General features: G+C 68.1%; 9 protein-coding genes. 6 read left to right on the forward strand and 3 right to left on the reverse strand.

Going from position 1 to position 8292, the window contains the following annotated elements:
* Positions 1-48 precede the first annotated feature (48 nt).
* From AADH62_RS13200 to AADH62_RS13210, 3 genes are read left to right on the forward strand one after another with little or no spacing between them, the layout of a single operon-like run.
* Positions 49-1521 carry a ferredoxin reductase family protein gene (locus AADH62_RS13200; protein WP_341579882.1) on the forward strand — a complete coding sequence of 491 codons (1473 nt, stop codon included), beginning with the start codon at positions 49-51 and terminating at the stop codon, positions 1519-1521.
* Between the two features lie 23 nt (positions 1522-1544).
* On the forward strand, positions 1545-2084 hold the full coding sequence (locus tag AADH62_RS13205; RefSeq protein ID WP_341579883.1) for an FMN-binding protein: 540 nt from the start codon (positions 1545-1547) through the stop codon (positions 2082-2084).
* Complete coding sequence (locus AADH62_RS13210; protein WP_341579884.1) at positions 2081-2893, forward strand: FAD:protein FMN transferase; 813 nt, start codon at positions 2081-2083, stop codon at positions 2891-2893. Before AADH62_RS13205 ends, AADH62_RS13210 begins: the two co-directional genes overlap by 4 nt.
* On the opposite strand, the gene AADH62_RS13215 is transcribed toward AADH62_RS13210, so the two are convergent.
* A complete protein-coding gene (locus AADH62_RS13215) occupies positions 2865-3851 on the reverse strand; it encodes a HAMP domain-containing sensor histidine kinase (protein ID WP_341579885.1) in 987 nt (328 codons plus the stop codon). The two genes, AADH62_RS13210 and AADH62_RS13215, sit on opposite strands and share 29 nt — an antisense overlap.
* Positions 3848-4525: a response regulator transcription factor gene (locus AADH62_RS13220; protein WP_341579886.1), complete on the reverse strand. Its 678-nt coding sequence runs from the start codon at positions 4523-4525 to the stop codon at positions 3848-3850. The genes AADH62_RS13215 and AADH62_RS13220 overlap by 4 nt, the downstream gene beginning before the upstream one ends.
* Before the next feature lie 135 nt (positions 4526-4660).
* Between AADH62_RS13220 and AADH62_RS13225 the strand changes: the two genes are divergently transcribed.
* The 3 genes from AADH62_RS13225 to AADH62_RS13235 are packed head-to-tail and all read left to right on the forward strand — an operon-like array spanning position 4661 to position 6980.
* Complete coding sequence (locus AADH62_RS13225) at positions 4661-5209, forward strand: hypothetical protein (RefSeq protein WP_341579887.1); 549 nt, start codon at positions 4661-4663, stop codon at positions 5207-5209.
* A gap of 41 nt (positions 5210-5250) precedes the next feature.
* Complete coding sequence (locus AADH62_RS13230; protein WP_341579888.1) at positions 5251-5997, forward strand: hypothetical protein; 747 nt, start codon at positions 5251-5253, stop codon at positions 5995-5997.
* A 56-nt stretch (positions 5998-6053) separates the two neighbouring features.
* Entirely contained in the window at positions 6054-6980 is a 927-nt protein-coding gene (locus AADH62_RS13235; RefSeq protein ID WP_341579889.1) for a 5'-3' exonuclease, read from the forward strand.
* Here the strand turns inward: AADH62_RS13235 and AADH62_RS13240 are convergent.
* Positions 6952-8247, reverse strand: coding sequence for a CynX/NimT family MFS transporter (locus AADH62_RS13240; RefSeq protein ID WP_341579890.1), 1296 nt, complete (start codon positions 8245-8247; stop codon positions 6952-6954). The genes AADH62_RS13235 and AADH62_RS13240 overlap by 29 nt on opposite strands.
* Positions 8248-8292 lie beyond the last annotated feature (45 nt).

The raw sequence follows: 8292 nt of genomic DNA on the forward strand, positions 1-8292 counted from the left end.
GTGGCTTTCCTTAGAGCAGTCTCAGAGCCCCGCCGCCACGCTGGCCTCATGACCACAGCGACACCGACTCGCACCACCGTCACGGCACCGCCTCCAGCCCCGCGGCGTCCGCAGACTCTGGCGCCGCCGCGACAGAGTACCAGCGCGCTCCGCAGCCGCCGGGGGCGCTCTGCCCGTCAGGCGTGGAACCTCGCTGCGACCGCCGTCATCTGGCTGACAAGCCTGTTCGTTCTCGCCCTGTGGGTGGCCGGCGGTGGCCTGCAGGATCTGTGGGGATTCGATGCGGCAGCGCTGAATAGTCTCGGCCGCCTGACCGGTCTGATCGCCTCAAACCTCCTGCTCTACCAGGTGAGCCTTCTTGCGCGTATCCCCCTGTTCGAGCGCGGGTTCGGCCGTGACGGATTGACCCGAATGCACCGACTCGTCGGCTTCTGGTCGTTCTCGCTGATGCTCGCCCACATCGCACTTCTGGTGCTGGGGTATGCCGCAGCGGCCGACGTCAACGTCTTCGTCCAGCTCTGGGAGTTCGTGTGGGATTACCCCGGGATGCTTCTCGCAACCGCCGGCACGATCCTCATCATCCTCGTCGCGATCACCTCGATGCGTCGCGCACGAGCGAAGCTGCGCTACGAGTCGTGGCACCTGCTGCACCTCTACGCATACCTCGGGGTCGCGCTCGCACTGCCTCACCAGCTATGGACCGGCGCCGACTTCCTCTTCTCCCCCGTCGCTACCGCCTACTGGTGGGGACTGTGGGCGATCAGTGCCGCCGCAATCGTCGTCTTCCGCATCCTGGTTCCCCTTGCGCGCTCGCTGCGTCACCGGGTGCGGGTTGCCGACGTTCGCCCCGACGGCGTGGGCGGCGTTGCGGTCACCATGACCGGGCGCCGGCTGGATCGCCTGGGCGCCCGCGCGGGCCAGTTCTTCATCTGGCGCTTCCTGGATGGCCCGGGAGGCTCGCGGGCAAATCCGTTCTCGTTGGCTGCAGCCCCCGACGGACGCAGCCTGACGATCTCTGCCCGCATCGTCGGTGACGGCACCGCGCGTCTGGCGGGGCTCACACCCGGCACCCCCGTCCTGTTCGAGGGCCCGTATGGCACGATGACTGGCGATGCCCGCACCGGCGCAAAGCTTCTGATGATCGGCGCCGGCGCCGGGGTCGCGCCGCTGGTTTCCCTGCTTCAAGCGGAGGCTTACGCGCCGGGCGAGGCGACGCTGGTCACCCGCGACCACTCGAAAGAAGCAGCCCTGCGCACGGACGCCGTCGGTGCCCTCGTCGCGCACCGGGGCCTGCGACACATCCCGCTTCCTGGGCCCCGAGCCCGGACAGCATCCTCGTGGCTGCCAGCCTCGCACGCCGCGTGGACGGGCTCCGATGCTCTCCGCCATCTCGCGCCAGACCTCGAGGAGTACGACGTGTTCCTCTGCGGACCCGCGCCCTGGATGAAGGCCCTCGAGCATGACCTGCGCGCCGCGGGAGTTCACCGCAGCCGCATCCATTCCGAGTCATTCACCGTCTGACCCCTCACACCACGGAGCCTCCGATGAAGCGCATCGTTTACGGACTTCTTGCCACCCTGAGCGGCGTCGTCCTCTTGTTCAGCTACCGCACCTCGCTTGAGGCCGTCATGCCGGTTGCCGCCGACGACACGGCGGGCACCACGACCGTCACGCCCGAAGCCACGCCATCGGCATCCGCCAGCCCGTCGACAACGACCGAGAGCGCAACGTCAACGCCCTCACCCTCGGCGACCGCCGCTGACTCGACGGCGACCGACGGCACGACAACGACCATGACGGGGCTCGCCGACGGCACCTACACCGGGGATGCGGTGCGCACGCGATACGGAAACGTACAGGTGCAGATCACGATCAGCGGCGGCGTGATCACCGACGTCCAGGTGCCGCAGTATCCGAACAACGATCGCAAAGATCAGCAGATCAATGCGCGAGCGCTGCCGATTCTGATCTCCGAGACGACAGATACGCAGAGCGCCGATATCAGCATGGTGTCAGGCGCCACGTACACCAGCGACGGCTACATCCAGTCGCTGCAAAGTGCCCTGGATCAGGCCCAGCAATGACGCGCCCCGCACGTCGCGTGTGGGTTGAGACCATCATGGGCACCGCCGTGTCCGTGCACGCCCACGGGACCCCCGCTTTTGTCGAAGGTCCGGATGCCGCGGCATCCGTGTCTCGAGCCTTCGCAGAACTTCGCGAGGCCGACCGGATCTTCTCGACCTATCGCGAGCACTCGGAGATCAGCCGTCTCCGCCGCGGTGAGATCACGCTCGACGATGCGCATCCGCTGGTTGCCGAGGTCGCCGCGGCGTGTCGTGACGCCGAGCAGCGCTCCGGTGGCCGGTTCTCGGCTAGCTGGCGTGGCTGGTTCGACCCGACAGGCTACGTCAAGGGTTGGGCGGTCGAGCGGGCGGCACGGATGCATCTCCTGCCGCTCCTGGCCGCGACCGGCGCAACAGCGATCGGTATCAACGCGGGCGGCGACATGCAGCTCGGCACCGCCGCGGGCAGCGACTGGGTCTGGCGCATCGGCATCGCCGACCCGCACCGCGCCGGGGAGGTTCTCGCGATCATGGATGTCGTCGATGGCGCGGTAGCTACCTCGGGAACCGCTGAGCGGGGTGCGCACATCCTGGACCCGCGCTCCGGCGAGCCGGCGACCGGCGTTCGCAGCGCGACAGTCGTCGCCGATTCCCTGGCCGAGGCAGACCTCTGGGCAACCGTCGCGGTTGTCGCCGGCGACGACCTGTCGTGGGTGGCGGCGGCAGACTCGCGGTCGGGTATGACGGTTACCGAAGACGGAAGCGTTCGACGGTGGGTGGGCGCGACCGAGGTGTCGGTCGTCACATACGCGGACTCGGCAGCGCGATGACGAACGTCGTGCCCCCGGATGAGGTCGACTCGACCTCGATCCGGCCCGCGTAACGGGTCAGCACGTCTCGCACCAGTGCGAGCCCGAGTCCGAACCCGCGTCGCCTCCCCGTCTCTGATCCGCGGGCGAACCTTTCGAAGATGCGCTCGGCGTCGGCCGGGTCGATCCCGCTGCCCTGATCGCTGACACGGATCTCCACGTCGTCACGGGCCGTCGCCGCCGCGATCGTCACCACGCCTCCCCGGGGACTGTGCTGGATCGCGTTGTCGACGACGGCCATCAGGATGCGGGTGAGGGTTGGAAGCGGCATCCGCACAGCCCGGTCGGTGGAGAAGAGCTCCAGCGTCACCCCGCTGTCATCGGCGAGGGGCTGGAGGCGGGAGACCGCGGCATCCATCGCCTCACCGACGGGCGCGAGAGCGGTCGTCTCGGCCTTGCCTTCGGCTGCCATCAACAGATCGGTGAGCATGTCGTTCATCGCGTCAGCGTCGGAGCGCAGCTGGTCGAGAGCCTCGGCGACGTCTCCCCCGCGTTCCAGGCGACGCTGGGCGATCTGGATGCGACTGGTCAGGGTCGTCAACGGCGTGCGCAGTTCGTGACTGGCGTCGGCGACGAAGTTCCGCTGCAGTCGCAGCGCCTCGCCAAGCGGCCGTACCGCACGGCGGGCGGCGAGCCATGCGATCAGCGACAGCACCACCACGCCCAGGATGCCGAGACCGATCACCCACGGCAGCACCCGGTCGACGTCGACCACGAGATCATCCCCCGACCCGCGATGGCCACCGGGGAAGCCGGTTCCGTGCTCGTCGTTCTCCACTCGTGCGCGCAGCAGAATGACGGTGACAAGCACCGACACCCCGAGCGCGATGACGATCGCTGACGCCGCGGCAACCCATACACCCACAGAGAAGGCGGCTCGCTGCACGCGGCGCCGGTCGGCAGCCTCCGTGCTTGTCATGACGGCTGCCCTACGCGGTAGCCGCGAGCGCGCACCGTCTCGATCATGTCGGGAACAGACTTGCGCCGGATGTAGTGGACGTAGGTGTCGACGGAGCCCGGGGTGTCGCCCTCGTGGAACACGGCACTCAGGATCTCTTCTCGACTGAACACATGCTCGGGACTGGCGCTGAGCACATCCAGCAACGCGGTCTCGGTCGACGTGAGCGCGACCCGGGCTCCGGACGGTCCGTACAGCGCCTGGGACTCGGGAACGAGGACCCACTCGCCGAGCGTGCGGCGGTGCTGCTCTGCGCGGTAGCCGCGCACGAGAGCTCGGATGCGAGCGAGCAACTCGCCGTAGTCGAACGGCTTGACGAGATAGTCGTTGGCCCCGGCATCCAGTCCATCGACCCGGTCATCGACGGCGCCGAGGGCCGTCAGCAGCAGGATGGGCGTCGTGATACGCGCGGTGCGGATCGCGCGGACCAGATCGATTCCGTCGCCACCAGGAAGCCGCCTGTCGATCACCATCACATCGAATCGCTGCTGCAGCGCGCGGGACTGAGCGGTAGCGACATCGGATGCGTGGACGACGGTGTGGAACTCTGAGAGCACCTCGATCGTCATCTGGGCGACGTCCTGGTCGTCTTCGACGTACAGCACGTCGGCGTGCGGACCGCTGTCGTACGGCATGATGCCTCCCGGGGCAACGGTAGCGCGCAGACCTATCCGTCTGCTGGAGCGCGGGGATCCTCCCCAGCCGGGCGCGGGAATCGTGGACTGTGGATAGTGCCGTCGGGGCGGATGCCGCGGGCTACCGTGGTGGACATGAACCGCCGCCGTCCGCTTCGAGCCGCGTCGATCGTGATCGCTGCGATGCTCGGTGTCGGGGCGCTCGCCGGCTGCGGGCCGGCGGATCCGTCACCCACCCCGACGCCGACCGGATTCGCCTCCGAGGAGGAGGCATTCGCTGCCGCGGAAGCCACCTACCGGGCGTACGTGGATGCCCTGAACCAGGTCGATCTCAGCGACCCCTCGACCTTCGAGGAGGTCTACCGCTGGACGACGGGCGACGCGAATGCCGCCGAGCGCGAATCACTCAGTGGAATGCATGCGAACGGCTGGACTGTGTCTGGCACGAGCGAAGTCACAGGTTTCAACCCGACGTCCTGGGATGCGGGTGCTGGCACGATCGACGGAGTAGCCTGCCTTCGCGTGGCAGATGTCACGCTGACTGATCGCGATGGCAACTCAGTCGTGAGCACGGATCGTCCGGATACTCAGTCGGTAATGGTTGTGGCAAGCGTCTCCCCCGACTCGCCGACGGGTGCACTGCTGTCGGTCGTTGATGGATCGAATAGCGAACAATGCGGCTAGCCAGCCTGATAGTGCTCACCGCGTTGAGTGCGGCCTCTCTGATGCCGACCGCCGTCGGAGGCTCCGGATGCGCGAGCAACTCCGCATGGTCGGGCAACTGCAGCGTCTCAAACAACGGGAGCCAGGTCGACGTCGGCGGCACCGCGAACCAGCCGGGCTCTGGCGGCGGATCCGGAAAAGGCGGCACGGGCGGGTCCCAGGGCGGGGGCGGCTCCAGCGGCAACTCCGGAACGGCCGAGAGCTCCCCGGCCGCCGAGGAGTGCCCCATCGTCGGGTGCCGCGGCAACTACACCGTCGTGACGTATCCGGATGTGACGATCGACGATCTCGCAAGCTTCGTCCCGGCGCGCCCGAGCCTCGGTGGCGAGCCCGCCGGTTTCGGGGTCGTGGGGACACCCACGAACATCGTGGCCGGGGCATCCACACACACCCTCACCGGCCCGCTGCTCGGCTGGGATGTGACAGTGAGGTTCCGACCCGCCGGTTACGTATTCGACTACGGCGACGGATCGAGCGCTCGCACAACGACTGGCGGTGCGACCTGGGCGTCGCTCGGACTCCCGCAGTTCAGCCCGACCTCGACGAGCCATGTGTATCGCGAGCGCGGCACGTACACCGTGTCCCTCACTCTCCAGTACGCCGCTGACGTCGACTTCGGCAGCGGATGGCGCCCGGTTCCGGGGTACGTCAACGCCCCAGCTCCGCCCTACACCCTCGAGGTCCTCGAGGTGCGTACCGCTCTGGTCGACCGCACCTGCGTCGAGAACCCCACCGGCCCCGGCTGCTGACCGCCTCGCTCTCCGCGGGGCGGTCCCATCGTCGGGGTGCATGTCAGGATGGGCGCGTGACCGAACGATTGATGTTGCTCGACTCCGCGTCGCTGTACTTCCGCGCGTTTTACGGCGTGCCCGACACGGTGAAGGCGCCGAACGGGATGCCGGTCAACGCGGTTCGCGGATTCCTCGACATGATCGCGAAACTCGTCACCACCTACGAGCCGACGCACCTCGTGGCCTGCTGGGACGACGACTGGCGTCCGCAATGGCGGGTCGACCTCATCCCGTCCTACAAAACCCACCGGGTCGTCGAGGTCGTCGCGGGAGGCCCGGATGTCGAGGAGGTCCCGGATCCCCTCGAGGTGCAAGTGCCGCTCATCCGCGAGGCACTCGCCGCCCTCGGGATCACGATCATTGGAGCTGCCGAGCACGAAGCCGATGACGTCATCGGCACCCTCGCCACAACGGCGACGATGCCCGTCGATATCGTCACGGGCGACCGCGACCTCTTCCAGCTCGTCGACGACGAGCGAAGCATCCGTGTCATCTACACCGCCCGCGGCATGAGCAACCTCGAGCTGGTCACCGACCGCACCGTCGTGACCAAGTACGGCGTGCTGCCAAGTCAGTACGCCGATTTCGCAACGCTTCGCGGCGACAGCTCCGACGGACTACCGGGAGTTGCCGGCATCGGCGAGAAGACGGCGGCGACGCTCCTTGCCGCGCACGGCGACCTTGCCGGCATCATCGCCGCCGCTGAGCGCGGCGAGGGAATGTCGGCTGGCGTTCGGGCCAAGATCGCTGCCGGGCTCGACTACCTGGACGTAGCGCCCACCGTCGTCGAGGTCGTACGCACGCTCGATCTTCCCGAGCCCGACACGCAGCTGCGACCACTCGACGACGATCAGCGTGCCGCGGCAGTCACCCTCGCCGAAACCTGGGCGCTGGGCGCGTCGGTGTCGCGCGTCATCGAGGCGCTCGCCACGACACGATGACAGCTGCCACCAGCAACACGCAGTAGGCGAGCACGACGACGAGGGATGCCAGCAGCACGGCATCCCACCCGCCCGTGGCCTCGTGCAGCGCACCCATAGCGGGGGCAGCGAGCGCCGCAGCCGCGTAACCGCCGCCCTGCACGAGCGCCGACATCCCGGCGGCCTCTGCGTCTGAGCGAGCGATGGCGACGATCGTGCTGAAGATCACTACGAACCCGCCAGCGTGGCCGATGGCCCCGAAACTCAGCCACAGGGCAGCCCATTCGGGCGCGATGATCATGCCGAGCGTCAGCAAGATCCACGATGCGCCAATAGCGACCGCAGGCACGATCCGCGGCGTGAACCGGGCGAGCAGCGGAACAATGAACGCCCCGACCACGGCAACACCGTGGAAGAACGCTGTCAAGCCTCCCGCTGCTGCCGCGCTGACACCGAGATCGTCGGCAATGAGTGTGGGCAGCCAGGTTGCGAACCCGTAGTACACGGCAGCCTGCCCCGCGAACGCCAGCAGAAGCATCCACGGAACCGGGTTCCGGAACATCGAGACGCCCCGCGTCGCACCTCTCCCGAGCGGCACCGGTACCGGGCCGGTCAGCGTGTCGGCCTCACGGTCGGCGACGGATGCCACGGCTAGACGCTGTGCGCCCGAGAACCTCTCGCCCCAGAGCTCGCCGCGCGCGGCGGCCCGGCGCAGATGCAGGCCCCACAGCAGCATCCCGGCGATCGTGATCACCGACCACGCGACCAGGGCGAGATTCCAGCCGATCACGGACGCAATCGGCACCGTCAACAGCGACGTCAGCAGCGACCCGGCGTTGAGCATCGCGACGTAGCCGGCTGTGACCAGAGCCACCCGCTCCGGCGCGACATCACGGCGAATGATGACAGGAATGACAACATTTCCGACGGTGATGGACGCGCCGATCACGATCATCCCGGCGAGCATCCACCCGAAACCCGGAACGGCGCGCAGGAAGGTGCCCAGCAGCACGCCCGTGAGAGTGATCATGAGCGCGAGCTCTGCTCCGGCCCGACGGATGACGAGCGCTGCCACCGGGGTCAGCAACGCGAACATCAGCACGGGGGCAGTTGTGAGCAGACCCGCGGTGGCCGCTCCAATGCCGAGATCGGTCTCGATCTGCCGCAGCACAGGTGTCGGTGAGACGATGGGCCCGCGAAGACTCAGCGCGGCGACCAGGATGCCGGCGATGACCAGCCCGGCGGCGCTTCCGGCGGCACCGGGAGTGATGCGTCGGTCGGAAGCCACCCGTCGAGTCTAGGGTTGCGTCAGCGCCCGACTGCCGCGCTCAGG

The sequence above is a fragment of the Microbacterium schleiferi genome, from assembly GCF_038150145.1.
GTDB lineage: Bacteria > Actinomycetota > Actinomycetes > Actinomycetales > Microbacteriaceae > Microbacterium > Microbacterium schleiferi_B.